General features: G+C 41.4%; 19 protein-coding genes and 2 tRNA genes. 3 read left to right on the top strand and 18 right to left on the bottom strand.

Features of this window, described 5'->3' with window-relative positions:
• Nucleotides 1–152: 152 nt before the first annotated feature.
• The 9 genes from HT696_RS10035 to parE form a co-directional block, all read right to left on the bottom strand.
• Nucleotides 153–224, bottom strand: a tRNA-Gln gene (locus tag HT696_RS10035).
• A gap of 9 nt (nt 225–233) precedes the next feature.
• Nucleotides 234–314 (bottom strand) — tRNA-Tyr (locus tag HT696_RS10030).
• A gap of 49 nt (nt 315–363) precedes the next feature.
• Entirely contained in the window at nt 364–594 is a 231-nt protein-coding gene (locus HT696_RS10025; protein ID WP_000037113.1) for a DUF2969 domain-containing protein, read from the bottom strand.
• A 97-nt stretch (nt 595–691) separates the two neighbouring features.
• Nucleotides 692–2,659 (bottom strand): peptide ABC transporter substrate-binding protein, encoded by a 1,968-nt coding sequence (locus HT696_RS10020; protein WP_173283607.1) that lies wholly within the window; start codon nt 2,657–2,659, stop codon nt 692–694.
• Nucleotides 2,660–2,680: 21 nt separating this feature from the next.
• Nucleotides 2,681–3,703 carry a branched-chain amino acid aminotransferase gene (locus HT696_RS10015; protein WP_173253975.1) on the bottom strand — a complete coding sequence of 341 codons (1,023 nt, stop codon included), beginning with the start codon at nt 3,701–3,703 and terminating at the stop codon, nt 2,681–2,683.
• Between the two features lie 134 nt (nt 3,704–3,837).
• Nucleotides 3,838–6,309 (bottom strand): DNA topoisomerase IV subunit A, encoded by a 2,472-nt coding sequence (gene parC / locus HT696_RS10010; RefSeq protein ID WP_173283606.1) that lies wholly within the window; start codon nt 6,307–6,309, stop codon nt 3,838–3,840.
• 481 nt (nt 6,310–6,790) lie between these two features.
• On the bottom strand, nt 6,791–7,351 hold the full coding sequence (locus HT696_RS10005; RefSeq protein ID WP_173217573.1) for a GTP pyrophosphokinase: 561 nt from the start codon (nt 7,349–7,351) through the stop codon (nt 6,791–6,793).
• A gap of 29 nt (nt 7,352–7,380) precedes the next feature.
• A complete protein-coding gene (locus HT696_RS10000) occupies nt 7,381–8,208 on the bottom strand; it encodes an aminoglycoside 6-adenylyltransferase (protein ID WP_173217575.1) in 828 nt (275 codons plus the stop codon).
• A gap of 27 nt (nt 8,209–8,235) precedes the next feature.
• On the bottom strand, nt 8,236–10,179 hold the full coding sequence (gene parE, locus HT696_RS09995; protein ID WP_054392735.1) for a DNA topoisomerase IV subunit B: 1,944 nt from the start codon (nt 10,177–10,179) through the stop codon (nt 8,236–8,238).
• A gap of 135 nt (nt 10,180–10,314) precedes the next feature.
• Between parE and plsY the strand changes: the two genes are divergently transcribed.
• Nucleotides 10,315–10,956 carry a glycerol-3-phosphate 1-O-acyltransferase PlsY gene (gene plsY, locus HT696_RS09990; protein ID WP_173252870.1) on the top strand — a complete coding sequence of 214 codons (642 nt, stop codon included), beginning with the start codon at nt 10,315–10,317 and terminating at the stop codon, nt 10,954–10,956.
• A 37-nt stretch (nt 10,957–10,993) separates the two neighbouring features.
• On the opposite strand, the gene HT696_RS09985 is transcribed toward plsY, so the two are convergent.
• From HT696_RS09985 to HT696_RS09945, 9 genes are all read right to left on the bottom strand, one after another.
• Complete coding sequence (locus HT696_RS09985; protein WP_000029124.1) at nt 10,994–11,950, bottom strand: ABC transporter permease; 957 nt, start codon at nt 11,948–11,950, stop codon at nt 10,994–10,996.
• 2 nt (nt 11,951–11,952) lie between these two features.
• The gene (locus HT696_RS09980) at nt 11,953–13,011 is read right to left on the bottom strand and encodes an ABC transporter permease (RefSeq protein ID WP_023942990.1); all 1,059 of its coding nucleotides are present in this window, start codon (nt 13,009–13,011) and stop codon (nt 11,953–11,955) included.
• Nucleotides 13,004–14,539 carry an ABC transporter ATP-binding protein gene (locus HT696_RS09975; protein ID WP_173217581.1) on the bottom strand — a complete coding sequence of 512 codons (1,536 nt, stop codon included), beginning with the start codon at nt 14,537–14,539 and terminating at the stop codon, nt 13,004–13,006. The genes HT696_RS09980 and HT696_RS09975 overlap by 8 nt, the downstream gene beginning before the upstream one ends.
• Before the next feature lie 142 nt (nt 14,540–14,681).
• The gene (locus tag HT696_RS09970; protein WP_049524889.1) at nt 14,682–15,734 is read right to left on the bottom strand and encodes a BMP family protein; all 1,053 of its coding nucleotides are present in this window, start codon (nt 15,732–15,734) and stop codon (nt 14,682–14,684) included.
• Nucleotides 15,735–15,823: 89 nt separating this feature from the next.
• A complete protein-coding gene (locus HT696_RS09965; protein WP_000246098.1) occupies nt 15,824–16,213 on the bottom strand; it encodes a cytidine deaminase in 390 nt (129 codons plus the stop codon).
• Entirely contained in the window at nt 16,200–16,862 is a 663-nt protein-coding gene (gene deoC / locus HT696_RS09960; RefSeq protein ID WP_054392738.1) for a deoxyribose-phosphate aldolase, read from the bottom strand. Before deoC ends, HT696_RS09965 begins: the two co-directional genes overlap by 14 nt.
• A 19-nt stretch (nt 16,863–16,881) precedes the next feature.
• The gene (locus HT696_RS09955) at nt 16,882–18,159 is read right to left on the bottom strand and encodes a pyrimidine-nucleoside phosphorylase (RefSeq protein ID WP_173217583.1); all 1,278 of its coding nucleotides are present in this window, start codon (nt 18,157–18,159) and stop codon (nt 16,882–16,884) included.
• Nucleotides 18,156–18,746 (bottom strand): class I SAM-dependent methyltransferase, encoded by a 591-nt coding sequence (locus tag HT696_RS09950; RefSeq protein ID WP_319946291.1) that lies wholly within the window; start codon nt 18,744–18,746, stop codon nt 18,156–18,158. Before HT696_RS09950 ends, HT696_RS09955 begins: the two co-directional genes overlap by 4 nt.
• A 215-nt stretch (nt 18,747–18,961) precedes the next feature.
• Nucleotides 18,962–19,366, bottom strand: a complete 405-nt coding sequence (locus tag HT696_RS09945) for a hypothetical protein (RefSeq protein WP_173217585.1) — start codon at nt 19,364–19,366, stop codon at nt 18,962–18,964.
• A 200-nt stretch (nt 19,367–19,566) separates the two neighbouring features.
• Here HT696_RS09945 and coaA point away from each other — a divergent pair, with 200 nt between their 5' ends.
• Entirely contained in the window at nt 19,567–20,487 is a 921-nt protein-coding gene (coaA, locus tag HT696_RS09940) for a type I pantothenate kinase (protein WP_173217587.1), read from the top strand.
• 67 nt (nt 20,488–20,554) lie between these two features.
• Nucleotides 20,555–20,791, top strand: coding sequence for a 30S ribosomal protein S20 (gene rpsT / locus HT696_RS09935; RefSeq protein WP_001274000.1), 237 nt, complete (start codon nt 20,555–20,557; stop codon nt 20,789–20,791).
• Nucleotides 20,792–20,806 lie beyond the last annotated feature (15 nt).

Genomic DNA, 20,806 nt, shown 5'->3' with positions numbered 1-20,806 from the left:
CCTCCAACAATCAAGTTTTTCTTAAACTTGACATACTTATAATTTTTTTCCTAAGCACCCGCAAGGACATGTTCATATCATTCACGTCTTTCAATTATAAAAATAAAATACCCTAAGATATTTTGCTTTTTATCTTGATTATTACCTAAGAACTGGGGTAGCTGGATTCGAACCAACGCATGAGGGAGTCAAAGTCCCTTGCCTTACCGCTTGGCTATACCCCATTGATAAAATGGAGAGAGAGGGATTCGAACCCCCGAACCCGAAGGAGCGGATTTACAGTCCGCCGCGTTTAGCCTCTTCGCTATCTCTCCTACAATCAACATGGACTATTATATCATGAAAATTTCAAAAAAACAAGACTTATTTTGCTAAATTATAATTTTCAATCAAAATTTCCACAGCTTTTTCCAATTTTTTATAAAAACTATCGACATTTCCATTCTTTATGATGGCAAATTGTCCGTCTAATTCGGCAATTTCTCCGATAACTTTTTTACCAATGGTCAAGGTATAGCCTTCAAAACTGTCTTTTCCTACATTAACTTTGGCATCTGCTACTTGAATTTCGATTTTTTTATCTTTCTTACTCATTTCATACCTCTCTTCACTTTTTCTATTTTACAAGAAAATCCTAAAACTAGCAAGAAAAAACTCTATATCAGGCTTGTCTGACATAGAGTTTTCTGCGTTATTTAATGTGTTTTTCTAGTTCTTTTTGGTACTTGCTATTAGATTCCAATTTGTCTTTTTGCCATTTTTTAAGAGCTTCTTCATATTCTTTTGTTGTAACGATATCTTTTTGCAATTTCATACCTTTAAAGATATATGGGTCACCTTTAATACCAACTTGTGAGTATGGTTTTGAGAATGGTACTACGTTACTTACAACTGGAGAACCACCAGATGAAGCTGTTGGCATCAATAATGAACTATCTGTCAACCAAGCTTGAGCTTTAGCATATTTTTCATATCTCTTCTCTAGGTCAGTGGTCTCAGAAACAGCATCTTCTAACAATTTCTTATATTGATCCAAACCAAGTTTAGCTACAACATCCTTATCTTTTCCTTTCGTAATACCAAGGTGTTTCATGGCAGAACCTGATTTAGGGTCCATGATATTCAAGTAAGATGCTGGATCTTGATAACTTGGAGCCCATCCTGTACTGTTCAAATCATAGTCTTTTTGAGAAGGAACACGCGCTTGTGATGTAATCGTTTCTTTTTCATTATCTGTCATTTGAAGTACATCGATGACAACATTTTCAGCACCAAGAGTTGATTCAATAGACTGTTTGAAAGAGTTGCTTTGTTGCACGGCGATAGTATCTGTTTGTTCAACCGGGACATCCAAGTGAATTGGGAAGGTTACCCCTTTAGATTCCAAGTCTTTCTTGGCTTTTTCGAAAGCAACTTTAGCCTTTTCAGGGTTGTAGATAGAATCCTTACCGTCAACTAGCTCAACACCTTTCCATTGGTCACCATAGTTCACCAACTCTGCTTGAGCGATTTGACCAAAGTTCTTACCACCTGCTTGTACGAAGTTATCTGGAACAAGGCTGTTACGAATAATCTTGTCCGCACCATCTTCACCGTTTAGCTGGGCAGCATACGAATGACGGTTGAAGGCAAAGTTGATAGCCTGACGGAAGTCCTTATTGAGCATCGCTTCTTTTGTAGAAGTCTTTTGCTCTTCGCTTGTTTTCGCAGTTTTATTGTATGACTGACGATTTACGTTAAAAGTAAAGTAATAACTACTTGAATCTTGTGGGCTATAAGTGATTTTATCTCCGTATTGTTCCAAAGTTGAAGCAAAGTTTGAGCTGCTTGGGAAGAGACGGGCTGTCGTATAAGCACCAGAGGAGAAGCTACGGATCAAAGACTCCTGATCTGAACCATCGTAGTAGGTCAATTTAATCTTCTCAATTTTAACATTTTCTTTATCCCAGTAATTTGGATTTTTTTCATATTCAATCAACGATTTAGAAGTCAATGTTTTTAAGAAATAAGGACCATTGTAGAGAATACCTGCTGGGCTAACCTCTCCGTAATTCTTTCCTGATGCCTTTAAAAACTCTTCATTTACAGGCAACATCGTCGCTGTTGTCACTTTTGAATTCCAGAAACTTTCTGGCGCATTCAATGTATACTCAACTGTGTAGTCATCCAGAGCTTTAACACCAACTGTAGAGAAATCATTAGTTTCACCAGTCATATAGGCGTCCAAGCCTTTGATTGAATTTTGGATGAGAGAGACACCGTCTGACTTACCGTCCGCCACGTGTTTCAATCCTGTCACAAAGTCATGGGCTGTTACTTCTGCGTATTCTTCGCCTTCTGAAGTGTACCATTTCACTCCCTTACGAAGTTTATAGGTATAAGTCAATCCATCTTTTGACACAGACCAATCCTCAGCCAAGGAAGGAATAACATTTCCGTACTGGTCGTTTTCCATCAAACCATCAACGACATTCCCGATAATATCTGTTGTGGATGTACGCGTTGCTATGCTGTAGTCCAAGGATGCTGGATCCACTGCATAAACATAAGAAAATGTTGTCGGTGCATCTGCTTCTTTATCAGCTTTTCCACAGGCTGCTAAAAGAGCTGTTGTGCTCAGGACCACTCCTGCTGTTAAGAGCCACTTTTTCGATTTCATAAAAATCTCCTTTTGTTTATTTTAATCTACTTTTACAATCCAACCTTCTGGCGCTTCAATATCACCAAACTGAATACCTGTCAATTCATCATAGAGTTTACGAGTCACAGGACCAACTTCTGTTTCACTATAGAATACATGGAAATCATCACCGTGCTGAATTCCACCAATTGGAGAGATAACTGCTGCTGTACCACAGGCACCTGCCTCTACAAAACGGTCAAGCTTATCAATTGGGACATCCCCCTCAATAGGAGTCAAGCCCAAGCGGTGTTCTGCCAAATAAAGCAAAGAATACTTAGTAATAGATGGCAAGATAGATGGACTCAATGGTGTTACAAACTCATTGTCAGCTGTAATTCCAAAGAAGTTAGCTGAACCGACTTCTTCAATCTTTGTATGAGTTGATGGGTCTAGGTAGATAACATCTGAGAAATGATGTGATTTCGCCAATTTCCCTGGCAAGAGACTGGCAGCATAGTTTCCACCAACCTTTGCCGCACCTGTACCATTTGGAGCAGCACGGTCGTATTCATCCTGAATCAAGAAGTTGGTAGGGACCAAACCACCCTTAAAGTAATTTCCAACTGGCATAGCAAAGATAGTAAAAATATACTCCTCTGCTGGTTTTACCCCGATAATATCTCCGACACCAATCAAAAGAGGGCGAAGATAGAGGGTTCCACCTGTTCCGTATGGTGGTACGTATTCTTCATTCGCACGGACAACTGCTTTACAAGCCTCTACAAACATGTCTGTCGGAACTTGTGGCATCAAGAGACGGTCACATGTACGTTGCAGGCGTTTGGCATTTTCATCAGGACGGAACAGTTGAACACTGCCATCCTTAGTACGATAAGCTTTCAAACCTTCAAATGCTTGTTGTCCATAGTGGAGACTTGGAGAAGACTCTGAAATATGCAAAGTTGCATCCTCTGTAAGCTCTCCTTGATTCCATTGTCCATTTTTAAAATGAGCAATATAGCGATAAGGTAATTTCATATAGGAAAAACCAAGGTTTTCCCAATCAATCGTTACTGTCATATTCCACTCCTTATTCTAAAAACCTATTTCTTATATTCTACACTATTTTTCTAAAATAGCAAGTATATTTTGTAATTTTCAGAAAATTTCTTCAATAAAAAGAACCAGCTCTTAGAACTGATTCTTCATTTCACTTATTTAGCTTCAGTAAATACTTCTTTAAGATAAGCGTCAAAAACTTCTTCATCTGAAATCGTGTCAGAAATGAAGCTTCCATTGCTAGTGCGTTCTGACAAGTTCAAGTCTTGCAATCTGCTTTCATAGATTGTTCCTTTGTTGGATTGAACAAGCAGAGTTTGGTCGTTCTCTTCCACTTCTGTACTAAAGAGGTCACCAACGAAGCCTTGCTCTGCAACTGCTCCTGCCAAGAAGACACGGTGCGGTTTGTTTTTCAACTCACGCAAGACTTGTAGTCCGCGTTTGGCACGACTGGTTGCTGGAATTTCCTCAATAGAAACACGTTTCAAACTTCCACGCTGGGTCAAGAGGTAAAAGGACGAGGTATTACAGATAAAGGCTGCTTGGAGGACATCATCTTCTTTCAAGTTCATAGCTTTGACACCTGCTGCCTTAGCACCGACAACCGGAACCTCTTCGATATTGAAACGTAGGGCATAACCATTTTGGCTAATCAAGAGAACATCATCCAATTTAATTGGAGCCACTGCTACAATCTGGTCTGTCTCGTCTTTGAGCTTAGCATACTTGACAGACTTAGACTTGTAGGTCCGCCATGGAGTGAATTCTTTGCGCTCTACCCGTTTGATTTGACCGAAACGAGTCGCCGCAAAGTAGGTTGTCGCATCATCAAACTGATCCACCACTTCCACATAAAGGATTTCTTCGTTAGTTTCGAAGTTTGTAATGGTCTGGCTCAGATGCTCTCCGATATCCTTCCAGCGAATATCTGCCAATTCATGAATTGGTCGATAAATGACATTTCCAAGTGTCGTAAACATCAAGAGATGCTGGGTTGTCTTGACAGCTTGTACAAAGATTAGACGGTCATCATCACGCTTGCCAATTTCTTCCAAGGTGGAGGCTGCAAAGGAACGTGGGCTGGTACGCTTGATGTAACCTGCCTTGGTCACGCTGACGTAGGTATCTTCCTCGGCGATCAGACTAGCTGTATCAATCTCGATTGCTTTCGCAGTGTCTTCTAAAGTACTCAAACGTGGAGTCGCAAATTTCTTCTTGACCTCACGAAGTTCTTTCTTCATGAGATTGTACATAGTCCGTTCATCCCCGATAATAGCAGCAAGCATGGCAATCTTTTCACGAAGTTCGGCTTCTTCTTCCTGTAAGACAACCACATCGGTATTGGTCAAACGGTACAGTTGCAAGGTTACGATAGCCTCAGCCTGCTCTTCTGTAAAATCATAGCTGACCTTGAGATTTTCCTTGGCATCAGCCTTATTCTCAGAAGCACGGATAAGCGCAATGACTTCGTCCAAAATCGAAATCACGCGAATCAAACCTTCGACGATATGGAGACGTTTTTCAGCCTTTTCCTTATCAAAGCGTGAACGCGCCAAAATCACTTCACGACGGTGGGCAATATAGCTAGACAAGATTGGAACGATCCCAACCTGACGAGGTGTGAAATTGTCAATCGCCACCATGTTGAAGTTGTAGTTGATTTGTAGGTCAGTGTACTTGAAAAGGTAGTTGAGAACAAGCTCCGTATTAGCGTCTTTCTTAAGTTCAATAGCGATACGAAGACCATCACGGTCAGACTCATCACGAACCTCAGCGATTCCTGCTACCTTGTTATTGACACGGACTTCATCGATTTTCTTGACTAGATTGGCCTTATTAATCTCATAGGGAATCTCAGTGACAACAATTTGTTCCTTACCACCTTTTAGCTTTTCAATTTCGGTCTTGGAACGAACAACCACGCGCCCTTTTCCGGTTTCATAAGCTTTCTTGATTTCATCACGTCCTTGGATGATAGCTCCTGTAGGGAAATCTGGCCCAGGCAAGAATTCCATGAGTTTTTCAACTTTGGCCGTTGGATGGTCAATCATGTAAACCGCCGCATCAATGACCTCAGCCAAATTATGGGGAGGAATGTCTGTGGCATATCCAGCCGAAATACCAGTCGAACCATTGACCAAAAGATTTGGAAAGGCTGCTGGCAGAACAGTCGGCTCTTTTTCGGTGTCATCAAAGTTCCAAGCAAAAGGAACGGTCTTTTTCTCGATATCTTGAAGAAGGTAGCCTGCAATCTCAGACAAACGCGCCTCAGTATAACGCATAGCCGCAGGCGGATCACCGTCCATAGAACCGTTATTACCGTGCATTTCGACTAGAATCTCACGATTTTTCCAGTCCTGTGACATACGGACCATGGCATCATAGATGGAACTGTCACCGTGTGGGTGAAAATTCCCCATGATATTCCCGACAGACTTGGCCGACTTGCGGTAGCTCTTGTCAAAAGTATTGCCATCCTTATTCATCGAATAAAGAATGCGACGCTGAACCGGCTTCAAGCCATCCCGAATATCTGGCAAGGCCCGGTCTTGAATAATGTACTTGGAGTAGCGACCAAAGCGCTCTCCCATAATGTCCTCAAGGGACATGTTTTGAATGTTACTCATATAGGATACAGAGCCCGTAAAATACCAAGTGAAAATAGAAAATTCTTGAAGTAAGCAAGCTCACAAGAGAATTTATCTTTTTCACCCAGCATTTAGGGCGTGTTCAACTCCTTTCAAAGAATATAGAGTAGGTTTTTACAGAAAAGGTGTTCAGTTAAGATATAAAGGGACGATTCGGCTTGCCGAAAATTTCTGTAGAAAAATAGGAAATCGATATAGGGTTCAATGAACCCAAGTAGATTTCTCTTGTTTCCTAAGTCTTAGTCCCGTGTTCAGTTACGATAAGTAACCAAACTATCCTTTCTGTAGTTTAAAGTGTTTAAAATTTATTGATTCGGTTAGTATTAAGGAATTTTCACATAGCATTTAGGGCGTGTTCAACTCCTTTCGAAGAATGGAGAGTAAATATTATGGAAAAAGAAAAAATATAGAGTAAGTGAGTTTCACCCAATTCCTGTATCGTCATTTCCACTTGAAGTGTCTACTTCACAAATCCTCGTTTATACTTGATATGACTAGCGATATTGCTATCTACATCTTTCTTATCCCAAAGTTGGAGTTCCCATGGATAGTGAAAATTACTTTTATTTTTAAAATAGATATGAATACCGACATAGCCATCTTTATCACGTAAATACCAGTTTTTTAGTCCGTACAGCTCTTGCCAATCATCTAATTCCTCCATGACTTGAGCAATCTCTTTGGAACTTAAAATCATACGAGCACCAAAAATATCATTAAGAATTGAATTCACAGGATAGCCCTCTTGACGCTCTGAAAAACGTGTAATTTTATCTAAAATAGACTCAGAAGTTTTGACACGATAAACATAGGCAATATCTTGGACATCCGCTTTCATCAGATAATCATTAATTGACTCATGTAAATTCAGACGGTAGGCCAAAATCGCTTTCGTCGGAACTTTTGAAAAGGTATGCTTGAGATTGATTTTTTCCACCTTACCCGTTTTAAAATAATCTTTAGAATATTCTCGATGAATACGATTAATCTCTGTAATGAGGCGTTCCACTTTTTCAATCATGAGTCTTCTCCTCTCGCTTTTTCATTTTTCTAGTTATTCCCAAACTTCTTCACTCTTTCCTCAGCATACTTAATCATCTTCTCAGCCACTTCCTTATCGTAGCCAAAGCCCATCTTGTGAGCAAGGGAGTGAGCTTCTTGGTGGAAAAGTTGCATCGTAGCAAACAAAGACTTAGTAAGTTTCTCTACACTTGAAAAATCAAGCAGATTCGAGAATTCCTTTTCTTTCTCAGCAGGTAAATAGTTAAAGAGATATTTATAATTCTTGCCGACGTCTACTTTTCCCTTATCACTTGCTACCTGCCAAGCCAAAATTTTCAAGAATTCTTGTTGACAAATGCCGTAGAGATGGTCAGTGGCATAGATGACTTGCTTACGACAGATTCCTTTGACCACGTAGGCTGACACCCACCAAAATTCATTGCAGGAATTTTTAAAATCTGTCTCAGTAGCTGGATGTATCCAGAAACGCTTTGGACTGGGATAATATGACTCAAACAGGCTCTTCTCATCTTCTAAAACTATGAATTTCGACTCGCTATCTACCCATTCTTTCATGTGTTCTTTAGGGCAGAGGGTCAAATCAATGCGATTACCATCTTCAAAAAGCATAAGATTTAGACGACGATGGTCAAGAGCAACCTCTTGCTCGATAACGCGTTTGCCAAACTGGTCCAACCAAGATAAATCTGTAATCAGCTCGTCCAGATTCTCTATAACATAGACTACGTCATAGTCTTGAAATTCATCTTTTGAGACTTTTGTATCAGTCCGTGAACCAGACATGGCGACAGCCGCGACTTGTAAGGTTTCAGCAGTCTTTAAAATTACATCGAGCATTTCTGTTTCAGTTCTCATGTTTATACCCATTCATTAAAAACTAACTTAAAAAACTGTCGCTTCTTCCAGCGTAAACTTGACATTGTCTTCAATCCACTTACGGCGTGGTTCGACCTTGTCGCCCATGAGGACATTGACGCGGCGTTCGGCGCGGGCTAGGTCTTCGATTGTGACACGGATGAGGGTACGAGTTTCTGGGTTCATGGTTGTTTCCCAGAGCTGATCTGCATTCATCTCACCAAGTCCTTTATATCGTTGGAGGGTAGCGCCTTTACCGAACTGCTTGCGGAGTTCTTCTAGCTCTCCGTCCGTCCAAGCATAGGCCACTTCTTCTTTCTTGCCTTTGCCTTTGGACATCTTGTAAAGAGGCGGAAGGGCGATATAGACATGACCTGCCTCGACTAGAGGACGCATGTAACGGTAGAAAAATGTCAAGAGCAAGGTCTGGATATGGGCACCATCAGTATCCGCATCGGTCATGATAATGATCTTGTCATAGTTGGCGTCTTCAAGGGAGAAGTCTGCTCCCACACCTGCACCGATGGTATAAATCATCGTGTTGATTTCTTCATTTTTGAGAATATCCGCCATCTTGGCCTTGGCTGTATTGATAACCTTACCACGAAGAGGCAAGATGGCCTGGAACTTGCGGTCACGACCTTGCTTGGCAGAACCGCCGGCAGAGTCCCCCTCAACCAGATAGAGTTCATTCTTAGCAGGATTCTTAGACTGGGCTGGGGTCAATTTCCCAGACAGCAAGCCCTTGTCTTTTTTATTTTTCTTCCCATTTCGGCTCTCATCACGCGCCTTACGTGCCGCTTCGCGAGCATCACGGGCCTTAATAGCCTTGCGAATGAGGTTAGAAGCTAGTTCTCCATTTTCCATGAGGAAGAAGGTCAACTTATCAGCCACAATGCCATCCACAACGGGACGAGCAAGAGGGCTTCCCAGTTTGTCCTTGGTCTGGCCTTCAAACTGAAGATGTTCTTCAGGAACCAAGATAGAAAGAACAGCAGCAAGTCCCTCACGGTAGTCTGACCCTTCAAGATTTTTATCTTTTTCCTTGAGAAGCCCCGTCTTACGCGCATAGTCATTCATAACCTTAGTAATGGCTGACTTGAGTCCTGTCTCGTGCGTTCCACCGTCCTTGGTGCGAACGTTATTGACAAAGGACAGAATGTTATCTGAAAATCCATCATTGTACTGAAGAGCTACTTCCACTTGAAAACCATTATCCTCACCTTCAAAGTAGAGGACAGGCGTTAAGGTTTCCTTGTCTTCATTCAGATAAGAAACAAAGTCTTGTACCCCATTCTCATAGTGGAACTCAATCGCTTCATCTGTTCGCTTATCCGTTAAGGACAAGGTCACATTTTTCAAAAGGAAGGCTGATTCATTAAGGCGCTCTGAGATGGTATTGTATTTAAAGTCTGTCGTCGAAAAGATCGTCGCGTCAGGCATAAAAGTAACCTTAGTACCTGTCTTAGACTTGGGTGCTGTACCGATTTTCTTCAAGGTCGTAACAGGTTTTCCACCATTTTCAAAACGTTGCTTATAGACTGCACCATCACGAGTGATTTCTACCTCCAGCCAACTAGATAGAGCATTTACAACGGAAGAACCCACCCCGTGGAGACCACCAGAAGTCTTGTAGCCTCCTTGACCGAATTTCCCTCCGGCATGAAGAATGGTAAAGATAACCTCAACAGTTGGAATTCCCATAGCGTGCATACCTGTCGGCATCCCACGTCCATGGTCTTGAACCGTTAAACTGCCATCTTTATTAATGGTCACATCAATACGGTCACCAAATCCAGACAAGGCCTCATCGACCGCATTATCGACGATTTCCCAGACTAGGTGGTGGAGACCAGCACCATCAGTCGATCCGATATACATCCCTGGACGTTTACGGACCGCATCCAACCCTTCTAGCACCTGAATGGCATCATCATTATAATTGTTAATATTGATTTCCTTTTTTGACACAAGGAACCTCCTATTCGTTCATCTTTACTATTCTACAGGTTTTCTAAGGATTTTGCAAAATTTTTCTTTCTCCGGTGTGACAATTTCAGAAGTGATTCTCTGCCTTTCTTCTCCATTTCATGATATAATAGGAGTATGATTACAATAGTTTTATTAATCCTAGCCTATCTGCTGGGTTCAATTCCGTCTGGTCTCTGGATTGGACAAGTATTCTTTCAAATCAATCTGCGTGAACATGGTTCTGGAAATACCGGAACAACCAATACCTTCCGCATTTTAGGTAAGAAAGCTGGTATGGCAACCTTTGTGATTGACTTTTTCAAAGGAACCTTAGCAACACTTCTTCCGATTATTTTTCATCTGCAAGGCGTTTCGCCTCTCATCTTTGGACTTTTGGCTGTTATTGGTCATACCTTCCCTATCTTTGCAGGATTTAAGGGAGGCAAGGCTGTCGCAACCAGTGCAGGTGTGATTTTTGGATTTGCGCCGGTCTTCTGTCTCTACCTAGCAGTTGTTTTCTTTGGAACCCTCTATCTTGGTAGTATGATTTCACTCTCTAGTGTCACAGCATCGATTGCGGCTGTCATCGGAGTTCTACTCTTTCCACTTTTTGGTTTTATCCTGAGTCACTATGACCCTCTCTTCATCGCTATTATCCTAGCACTGGCTAGTTTGATTATCATTCGGCATAAGGATAATATCACACGTATCAAAAATAAAACTGAAAATCTTGTCCCTTGGGGATTAAACTTAACCCATCAAAATTCTAAAAAATAAACGCCAGTTTGAACAGAACTGACGTTTTTTTGTATGCTTATTTTGATTTGATATAGTTGATACCATCTGCTTTTGGTGCAACTGCTTTTCCAAAGAAGGCTGCCAAGACAAGAATTGTCAAGACATAAGGTGCGATTTGAAGGTAAACCGCAGGCACTCCTTGTAGGAATGGCAATTGAGAGCCGATAACAGCCAAACTTTGTGAAAGCCCAAAGAATAGACTAGAAAGCATGGCTCCGATTGGATTCCATTTTCCGAAAATCATCGCAGCAAGGGCGATAAATCCAGGTCCAACAATAGTTGTTACTGAGAAGTTAACTGAGATGGATTGAGCATAAATCGCTCCGCCAATTCCACCTAGGAAACCTGAAATGATAACCCCTAAATATCTCATCTTGTAGACATTGATTCCCAAAGTATCTGCTGCTTGAGGATGTTCACCGACAGAGCGGAGACGAAGACCAAAGCGAGTCTTGAAGAGGATAAACCAAGCAAGGAATGAGAAGGCAATCGCCAGATAACCAAGTAGACTAGTTGACTTGAAGAAGATATCACCAATCACTGGGATATTTGCCAAGACTGGGAAATCAAAGCGTCCAAAAGTCTGACTTAGGTTGTCGGTTTGTCCTTTGTTATAAAGGACTTTCACTAAGAAAACAGCCAAGGCTGGCGCCATCAAGTTCAATACCGTACCGCTGACAACATGGTCTGCACGGAAATGAACCGTCGCTGCTGCGTGGATGATAGAGAAGAGACCACCAACCAATCCTGCTACAAGCAAGGATAGCCATGGAGTTGCTGCTCCAAATTGTTCTGCAAATTCAAGGTTAAAGACAACTCCAGAAAAGGCACCCATAACCATAATTCCTTCAAGGCCGACGTTGACGACACCACCACGTTCAGAGAAAACACCACCAATACTTGTAAAGATGAGGGGCGCTGAGTAAATCAGCATAGAAGACACCAAGAGGGTGAGCAAGGTTGTAATAGACATCTTTACTTACCTCCTTTAACTTGTTTTTTCGGTTTGACAAAGCGTTCGATAAGGTAATGAACACTGACAAAGAAGATAATAGACGCTGTTACAATGCTGACAAGCTCAGACGGTACCTGCGCCGCATTCATACCAGGGGCTCCAACTTGGAGAACACCAAATAGGAAGGCTGCAAAGAGAATACCAATTGGTGAGTTGGCCGCAAGCAGACTAACCGCCATCCCGTTAAATCCGACAGCTAATGATGCCCCTTGAACATAGACGTTCTGGAAGGTTCCCAGTCCTTCAACAGCTCCACCAAGACCTGCCAAGGCACCTGAGATAATCATTGATAGGATAATAGTCCGTTTGGCAGAAATACCAGCGTATTCTGAAGCATGTGGATTAAGACCAACCGCACGGATTTCAAAACCAAGAGTCGTTTTCTTGAGCATGAACCAAATAACTGCAACAGCAATGATGGCAAAGAAAATACCAATATTCATCCGTGAGTTACCAGTCAACTCAGCCAACCAAGGTGTCTGGTAGGTTGCATTAGCACCAACACGAATGGTCGAATCTGTACTTTGCATAAAGTCTTTAGGGAAGGCATGGATAAAGGCATTCCCTACATACAAGACAATGTAGTTCATCATGATGGTTACAATAACCTCTGACGTCCCTAGATAGGCTCTCAGAATACCTGGAATCGCGCCAACAATTCCACCAGCAATCAAGGCAATCACGATGGTTGCTAGAATCATCAAGGGACGCGGCATATCTGGATGCGACAGGGCAAACCAACCACTGAGAATCCAACCTGCCAAAGCCTGACCAGGAAGTCCGACGTTAAAGAAACCTGCACGACTGGCAACAGCAAAACCAAGACCAATCAAGACCAAAGGACCCATAGCACGGAAGATTTCTCCAATCCCACGCAGACTACCAAAGGCTGTATAGAACAATTCTTCGTAGCCCCAAATAGCATCATAACCGAATATCCACATGACAATGGCTCCAAGTAAAATTCCTAGGAAGACAGAAATCAAGGGAACCGAAATTTGTTGTAATTTTTTAGACATCACTCTTCTCCTTTCCCAAGTTTCCACCAGCCATCAAGACACCAAGTTCTTGTTTATTGGTTGTTTCTGGTGATACAATACCTTGAATCTTACCATCGTGTATAACGGCAATACGGTCTGAGACGTTTAAAATCTCATCCAATTCAAAGCTGACAACTAGAACAGCCTTACCATTATCACGCTCTTCAATCAAGCGCTTGTGGATATATTCAATGGCACCGACATCCAAACCACGAGTTGGCTGACTGACGATAAGGAGATCAGGATCTCGATCAATTTCACGAGCAATAATTGCTTTTTGTTGATTTCCTCCTGAGAGTGCAGCTGCAGGCACAAATTCACTGGCAGCACGAACATCAAATTCTTCCATTAGCTTTTTAGCATAAGAAGTAATATTTGAATAGTTCAAAATTCCATTTTTACTATGTGGTTCTTTGTAGTAGGTTTGAAGGGCAATATTTTCAGAGATCATCATTTCCAAAATCAAACCATCACGATGACGGTCTTCTGGAACGTGCCCAACACTTAGCTCTGTAATTTGTCGTGGATGCAAGCCTACAATTGAATCTCCTTTTAGCTCAATGCTACCAGATTCAACCTTGCGAAGACCTGTGATGGCTTGAATCAGTTCAGACTGACCATTTCCATCAATCCCTGCAATACCAACAATCTCTCCAGCACGAACATCCAAGGACAGATTTTTAACAGCTGGGACACCGCGGTTTTCATTGACCACCAAGTCTTTAATAGACAAGACTACTTCTTTTGGTTGAGAGGCTTGTTTCTCTGTTTTAAAGGAAACAGAACGTCCCACCATCATTTCTGCTAAATCAGCATTGGTAGCCCCTGCAATTTCGACAGTTTCAATTGATTTCCCACGACGGATAACTGTAACTCGGTCAGAAACTGCACGAATCTCATCCAACTTGTGGGTAATCAAGATAATTGATTTTCCTTCTTTAACAAGATTTTTCATGATAGCCATCAACTCATCAATTTCTGATGGAGTCAAAACAGCCGTTGGTTCGTCAAAGATAAGGATATCAGCCCCCCGATAAAGGGTTTTTAAAATTTCTACACGTTGTTGGGCTCCAACTGAGATATCTGCCACTTTGGCAGAAGGATCAACAGCTAAGCCATAACGTTCAGAAAGAGCCTTGATTTCTTTGCTAGCTCCAGCGATATCTAATACACCATTTTTAGTTAATTCACTACCTAAAATGATGTTTTCAGCCACTGTGAAGGCTTCTACCAACATAAAGTGCTGGTGAACCATTCCGATTCCCAAGCTAGCCGCTTTAGATGGTGAGTCGAGGTTGACAACTTGACCGTTGACCACAATTTCACCACTAGTTGGTTCAAGAAGACCCGCTAACATGTTCATTAGCGTGGACTTACCAGCCCCATTTTCTCCTAAAAGTGCATGAATTTCACCTTTTCGTAGGTGCAGGTTGATGTTGTCGTTGGCAACAAATTCACCAAACACCTTGGTAATATCACGCATCTCAATGACATTTTCGTGTGCCATGTGCTCTTCCTTTCAGAGTCTTATTTTATTTCAATAAAACTTGCTAGTTTCTCTAGTAGCAAGCTTTACTGAGACAAAATGACTTTGTCTCAACTCTTAAAAAGCGGCCGATGGCCGCTTCCTAAGAAATAACTTCCATCCATTATTTTGCAGGAACTTTTACGCTTCCATCAAGGATTTTAGCTTTAGCATCTTCGACAGCTTTTTTACCTTCTTCTGAAAGGTTTGTTACTGCCAAGTCAACCCCTTTATCTTTCAATGAGTAAACGATCACTTGACCGCCAGGGAATTCACCTTTTTCTGCCTTGTTAGAAATATCTTTTACAGTTGTACCAACTTGTTTCAAAGTAGATGCAAGAACAAAGTTTGATTCTTTGCCATCTTTAGAAGTGTATTTACCTTCTGCTTCTTGGTCACGGTCAACACCGATAACCCAAACTTTTTCATTTTCAGGACGGCTTTCGTTGAGTGATTTTGCTTCTGCAAAGACACCAGCACCTGTACCACCAGCTACTTGGTAAACAATATCTGCACCAGCTGCGTATTGTGCTGCTGCAATTGTTTTACCTTTAGCAGCATCACCAAATGAACCAGCATAGTCAACTTGTACTTTGATAGATGGGTCTACTGAGGCAACACCTGCCTTGAAACCAGCTTCAAAACGAGAGATAACTTCTGACTCCTGCCCACCTACAAAACCAACTTGTTTTGTTTTAGTTGTTTTTGCTGCAGCTACACCTGCAAGGTAACCTGACTCATTATCAGCGAAAGTTACGCTCGCAACATTCTTTTGATCTTTAATCACATCATCAATCAAGACATAGTTCAAGTCAGAATGTTCTTTAGCTGCTTCTTCAACCGCATTGTGAAGGGCAAAACCAACACCGAAGATTAGGTTGTAACTTCCAGCCGCTTGTTGCAAGTTGTTAGCGTAGTCAGCTTCACTTGTTGATTGGAAGTAAGTGAAACCGTTATCTTTTGAAAGATTGTGTTCTTTACCCCAAGCCTGCAAACCTTCCCAAGCTGATTGGTTGAATGATTTATCATCAACACCACCAGTATCAGTGACGATTGCTGCTTTTGTCTTCACATCAGAAGATGAATCTGCCTTACGAGAAGAGCGGTTACCACATGCAGCAAGTCCAACTGCTGCCACTGCTACTAGGCCAAGACCTAGCCATTGTTTCTTGTTCATTACTGAACCTCCTAAATAAGATGTGCAACGATGTTGCAAGTATGGATTGGTTGGCCACAAGGACCGTGCCACTCAAAGAGCGACTCAGACTAATTTAAGTCTGTAAAAGAATATGGAAGTAATTCCCCGACCGTCATCTCGACCGTCGATTTATCTTTTGCGACTAAGGTCACTTTTAGATCTTGTTCAAAAAATTCGACCATTACTTGGCGACAAGCACCACATGGTGAGATTGGTTTTTCAGTTTGACCATAAACAATCAGCTCTGAAAATTCTCTTTGCCCTTCAGAAACTGCTTTAAAAATCGCTGTACGCTCTCCGCAGTTTGTCAAAGGATAGCTAGCATTTTCGATATTCACTCCCGTGTAAACACTGCCGTCTTTGGCTACTAAAACTGCTCCGATAGGAAAGTGAGAATAAGGGACATAGGCTTTCTTGCTGGTTTCAATTGCCAGTTCAATCAACTCAGTAGTCGCCATCTGCCAATTCTCCTTTTAGAATTGCTACTCCAGCTGACGTTCCGATACGGGTCGCACCTGCTTCGACAAAGGCAAGAGCATCCTCATAAGAACGAGCTCCACCAGCAGCCTTGACACCCATATCAGGCCCAACTGTTTCACGCATCAATTGAACATCTGCTATCGTAGCGCCACCAGTTGAAAAGCCAGTAGATGTTTTAACAAAATCAGCTCCTGCTTTTTGGGCTAATTGACAAGCCACAACTTTTTCTTGATCTGTCAGAAGGCAAGCTTCAATAATGACTTTCACTAACTTGTCACCACTTGCTTCTACAACAGCACGGATGTCCGATTCAACCAAGGCTAAATTACCTGATTTGAGAGCCCCAACATTGATCACCATATCAATCTCATCTGCACCATTTTGGATAGCTTCTTTTGTCTCAAAAGCTTTCACAGTTGAAGTTGTTGCCCCCAAAGGGAAACCTACTACTGTGCAGACCTTGACATCTGTGCCTTCAAGCCCTTTTTTGGCATGTTCAACCCAGGTCGGATTAACGCAAACACTGGCAAAATCATACTCCCTAGCCTCAGACAACAAACAATCAATTTGATTTTCTGTTGCATCTTGTTTTAAAAGCGTATGATCGATATATTTATTTAATTTCATATTCGGATTCTCCTGCTGTTTATGAGATAATTTCTATAATTTCTCGTAAACTTTGCACCCTATCATTTATTTTAACATATTTTTGAAAATCTGTAACTAGCTGAGGAGAAATTTTTCCATTTGTGTATACTTTTGCAACAATTTCTCCCTTTTGAACGGAATCTCCAACTTTCTTTTCAAAAACAATTCCTGTCTCATAGTCCAAGGCATCAGACTTGACTGCACGACCAGCTCCCAGTCTCATAGCATAAAGCCCAAATTCCATAGCCGGAAGAGCAGAAATGACACCCGTTTCCTGAGCAGGGATTTCCACCACATGGGCAACATTGACTGGGCGATAGAGGTCCTCCAAGTCTCCACCTTGGGCTTGGACCATCTCCTCAAACTTAGCCAGCGCTTGACGATTTTCAAGATGTTGGCGAACTTCTTCAACTGTCTTATTTATATTTGCCAGGCCAAGCATAATTTGAGCCAATTCACAGATGAAGTGGGTAATATCCTGACGGCCTTGCCCTTGTAAAATCTCCAATGCTTCAAGAATCTCCAGACGATTTCCAATCGCTCGTCCCAAAGGCTGGCTCATATCCGTAATCACTGCTACTGTCTTCCGTCCAACAGCCTTACCAAGTTCCACCATGGTTTGAGCCAATTCACGCGCCTCATCAACCGTCTTCATGAAGGCACCCTCACCGACAGTCACGTCTAGCAAAATAGCATCCGCCCCTGCCGCAATTTTCTTGCTCATCACCGAACTCGCAATCAAAGGAATCGTGTCGACAGTTGCGGTCACATCACGGAGGGCGTAGAGAAGCTTATCAGCTTTGACCAGCTGGTCTGATTGCCCAATGACAGATACTCCAATATCCTGAACCTGACGAATGAAATCTTCTTGACTGCGCTCGACTTGATAGCCCTTAATGGACTCCAATTTATCAATTGTTCCACCAGTATGGCCGAGACCACGACCACTCATTTTTGCCACAGGCACACCAAAGCTAGCAACAAGAGGAGCCAAAATCAAGGTCACCTTATCACCAACACCACCCGTAGAATGCTTGTCAACTTTCACACCATCAATGACAGACAGGTCAAACTCTTGCCCAGTCTTAACCATATTCATCGTTAAATCAGAAATTTCACGAGTCGTCATTCCTTTGAAATAGACAGCCATAGCAAAGGCAGACATCTGATAATCAGGAACCGTTCCTGACACATAGCCTTCAACTAACCATTCAATTTCACTCGAAGTCAGTTCTTGACCGTCTCGTTTTTTTTGGATTAAATCAACTGCTCTCATTCTTTCACACTTCTAAGGATATAGTATCCCTTGTCTTTTTTAAGGATTTCACAATTTCCAAACACATCTTCCATCTTAGACTTAGCACTTGGAGCCCCTTGTTTCTTCTGGATGACGATTGTCAAATCACCACCAATTTCCAAGAAATCTTTACTTTTCTCAATGATTTCATGAACCACTTGCTTTCCTGCACGGATAGGAGGATTAGAAATGACGTGGTCAAAATTCCCTTCAACTTGTTCATAGATGTTGGACTGGAAAATCGTCGCTTCTACTTTATTTCGTTCAGCATTTTGTCGCGCCAAATCCAAGGCACGATTATTGATATCAACCATGGTCGCCTGAACTCCGTAAACCTTGACCAAGGACAATCCTAATGGACCGTAACCACAGCCTACATCTAGGACTGTCTCTCCTTGGTTGACCTCAAGACACTTGAGCAAGAGTTGACTTCCAAAATCAACCATCTTTTTGCTAAAAACACCTGCATCCGTCAAAAAGGTCATTTTTTCTCCCAACAATTCTACTCTCAACTCATGAATATCGTGAGCAGCGTCAGGATTTTCTGCATAATACATTTTACTCATGAAACTATTTTACCATAATTTGACTTAAATTGTAAATCGTTTACATATCCAGAATGAGACAAAAAGATTGAAGGAAGTTGCTTTACAATAGCTCCCCTTCAATCTCTTTCAACTTTTATAAGCAAATTGTATTTCATCTAGGACTACAGTTATCATTGCCACGATAAAACACATAACACAAAGTTTATTGTCTATCATCAGACGCATTGTCAGCGCTATTTCTTTACTTTTAAATATTTCACTATCAATAGGATTCCCAACAAAATGTTTAAATAAAAACCCAACTGATAAGTTTGTGTCAAGATTTCTGAACTTGTCCAAAGTCGTAGCAAATCTTCTATCGACATGCGGAAGAAATAACCCTCTGTCGCAATCCACAAAATCAAAAATAGATAACTTCCAGCAGCAAGTCGTTTCGTCCACCGTTTTTTGAGTAGCCAAGCAATCAAGAGCGAACAGATAAAGACAGTTGTTATAATGGCATGCTCCATCAAAAAAGTAAAACCGTAATAGATTTCCACAAAGCGTCTACCATTATCCGCATTGACTCCTTTTATAAAAGGTAAGGCAAAACTTAAAATAAAACAGAGTTCCAATAGGTAAGGTTTCAAGATTTTCATAGTACACCTCCTATAAGTTATAAACCCCAAAGCCCCCTTTATAGCTGATAAGTCAGCTATAAAGCAGCTCCTACTTCATCAATAAATTGTTCATCCTCTATCTACTTATATTATATACTATTGACTTACCACATTCAAGAAACCGCTTTATTTTTTTAGCTTTTTATGGTATGATAGACAAAATATCTAGGGGAAAACAAATGACCAACGAATTTTTACATTTTGAAAAAATCAGCCGCCAGACTTGGCAATCTTTACATCGAAAGACAACACCTCCTTTGACAGAAGAAGAATTGGAATCTATCAAGAGTTTTAATGACCAAATCAGTCTTCAAGACGTTACAGATATCTATCTCCCCTTGGCTCATCTGATTCAGATTTACAAGCGAACTAAGGAAGATTTAGCCTTTTCAAAAGGAATTTTCCTCCAACGTGAAAGTAAATCTCAGCCTTTTATTATTGGGGTTTCTGGGAGTGTTGCCGTTGGAAAATCCACAACCAGTCGCCTACTTCAAATCCTGCTTTCTAGAACTGTAACTGATGCTAGTGTTGAGTTGGTTACAACTGATGGCTTTCTCTATCCCAACCAGACCTTGATTGAGCAGGGGATTTTAAATCGTAAAGGATTTCCTGAAAGCTATGATATGGAAGCTCTTCTCAACTTCTTGGACCGCATCAAAAATGGACAAGATGTAGATATTCCTGTCTATTCTCATGAAGTCTACGACATCGTACCCGAGGAAAAGCAAAGCGTCAAAGCTGCTGATTTTGTGATTGTTGAAGGAATCAATGTCTTTCAAAATCCACAAAACGAGCGTCTCTACATTACTGACTTCTTTGACTTTTCCATCTATGTTGATGCTGCAGTCGATGACATCGAGAGTTGGTATCTGGACCGTTTCTTGAAAATGCTGAGCCTAGCCCAAAATGACCCTAATAGCTACTATTATCGTTTTACACAAATGCCGATTGGGGAAGTGGAGTCCTTTGCCCATCAGGTCTGGACCAGTATCAATCTCACAAATCTACAAAATTATATTGAACCAACCAGAAATCGTGCGGAAGTGATTCTACATAAAAGTAAGAACCATGAAATCGATGAAATTTACTTAAAAAAGTAATTTTCCCTTGTCAAAACGTAAGTTTTCAGATATAATGGTATAGTTAGTAAATATGGAGGTAAGAACATTGGCAAACATTAAATCAGCTATCAAACGCGCTGAATTGAACGTTAAACAAAACGAAAAGAACTCAGCTCAAAAATCAGCTATGCGTACTGCTATCAAAGCTTTCGAAGCAAACCCATCTGAAGAACTTTTCCGTGCTGCTAGCTCAGCTATCGATAAAGCAGAAACTAAAGGTTTGATTCACAAAAACAAAGCAAGCCGCGATAAAGCTCGTCTTTCAGCTAAACTTGCTAAATAAGAAACAGTCCATAGA

The organism is Streptococcus sp. 9903 (assembly GCF_013276625.1).
Lineage (GTDB): Bacteria > Bacillota > Bacilli > Lactobacillales > Streptococcaceae > Streptococcus.
This window is presented reverse-complemented; position numbering and strand designations above follow the sequence as displayed.